The sequence below is a fragment of the Paraburkholderia sp. SIMBA_053 genome, assembly GCF_046534895.1.
GTDB lineage: Bacteria > Pseudomonadota > Gammaproteobacteria > Burkholderiales > Burkholderiaceae > Paraburkholderia > Paraburkholderia caledonica.
The window spans coordinates 1-236 of record NZ_JAWRXU010001708.1 but is presented as its reverse complement, the minus strand read 5'-3'; the positions used below and the strand labels follow the sequence as shown (position 1 = coordinate 236).

The following is a 236-nucleotide window of genomic DNA, read 5'->3' as shown; positions in this document are numbered from 1 at the left end:
GCTTGCCGCACCGGCGCTCGAAGAGCGTGCCCAGGATAGGCCGAAGATGTTGCAACAGACCGAGCCATCACAACAGGCCGTAGAGGCCCGACAGTACGCGCACGTGCTGCTGCGCATAGTCGAGATCGGATGCGGACAGCGACTTCGCGTCGAAGCCTTCGTACACGTCGCCGTTGAACGCAAGCACGGCTTGCTTCGCATTGGACGTGTCGAATTTCGGCGACCAGTCGGCGTAA

Annotated in this window: 1 pseudogene; it reads right to left on the bottom strand. The window is 61.4% G+C overall.

Annotated elements, in window-relative coordinates:
* Window positions 1-236: pseudogene (gene yaaA / locus SB753_RS41355) on the bottom strand (peroxide stress protein YaaA); the annotation flags it as partial.